Origin of the sequence: Rhizobium sp. YJ-22 (genome assembly GCF_029601685.1) — a bacterium.
Lineage (GTDB): Bacteria > Pseudomonadota > Alphaproteobacteria > Rhizobiales > Rhizobiaceae > Metarhizobium.
Genome location: NZ_JARRIR010000055.1, coordinates 1 through 1,071, shown reverse-complemented (window position 1 = coordinate 1,071; position 1,071 = coordinate 1). Strand labels below are relative to the sequence as shown.

1 protein-coding gene is annotated in these 1,071 nt (G+C 57.3%); it reads left to right on the top strand.

What is annotated here, in order from left to right; all coding sequences use genetic code 11:
- On the top strand, positions 1-996 hold a 996-nt coding region (locus P7F60_RS30735), incomplete at its 5' end, for a reverse transcriptase domain-containing protein (RefSeq protein ID WP_277921235.1).
- Between the last annotated feature and the right edge of the window lie 75 nt (positions 997-1,071).

Genomic DNA, 1,071 nt, shown 5'->3' with positions numbered 1-1,071 from the left:
CTGCTTCTGCAATGCGTACGGCGGCGGGTGCGGGACGGACGGTTTGTCGATCTTCTCTGGCGAATCCTGAAGGCAGGCCATATTGATCGTGGTCTGTTCATGGCGTCCAGCGAGGGTGTTCCGCAAGGCGGCGTGCTGTCGCCGCTCCTGTCCAACATCATGCTCCATGAGTTTGATGCATGGCTGGAGGCGAAATACCTGAATAGGAAAGCCCGTAAGGATCGCTGGGCATGGAACTTCGGCATTCAGCAGGAACGCCCCATAACGGTTCGAGAGAACCGGCAATGGAAACCTGCGATTGCCTATTGTCGCTATGCCGATGACTTCGTCGTCATCGTCAAAGGGACGAAGGTCCATGCCGAAGAAATCCGCGAGGAATGCCGGGCCTTTCTGGAAGACCGCCTGAAGCTGACGTTGAATATGGAAAAGACCCATATCACCCACGTCGATGACGGGTTTGTCTTTCTGGGGCATAGGATCATCCGAAAGCGAGGGCCGAACGGGCACATGTCCGTCGTCACGACGATACCCAAGGAAAAGGCCAAGGCGTTTGTTCGCAGACTGACCGAGGCCCTTTCCGGCAATCATGATGTTGGCAAGGTCGACATGGTGGACCGCCTGAACCGCCAACTGGCGGGATGGGCGGCGTTCTACAAGTTCACCGACTTCACAGCACGCACCTTCCGGCGCATCGACCATGTCGTGTTCTGGAAACTGGCGCACTGGCTGGCGCGGAAATATCGGTCACGCATCAAACCCTTGATGCGGAGCTGGTATCGGGCGCCGGAGGCGGGCAAGGCAAAAACCTGGCTCGTTTACGGACGAAGTGAACGTGGAAACCGTGTCGGAAAGGCTCTGCGCCGAATGGTATCGAGTCCAAAGGCGCAGTTCCGATGGCGGAATCCGGAGATCAATCCATACATCTTCCGGAGCGAAACGCGCAGCACCGTCACCTCGAACTATCGTGATGTTGCCATGGCCATGGGCCAAGGTTGAATAGAGAGCCGTATGCGCTGAAAGGTGCACGTACGGTTCGGGGAGGAGAAGCGCATCCGCGCTTCTTACTCCACT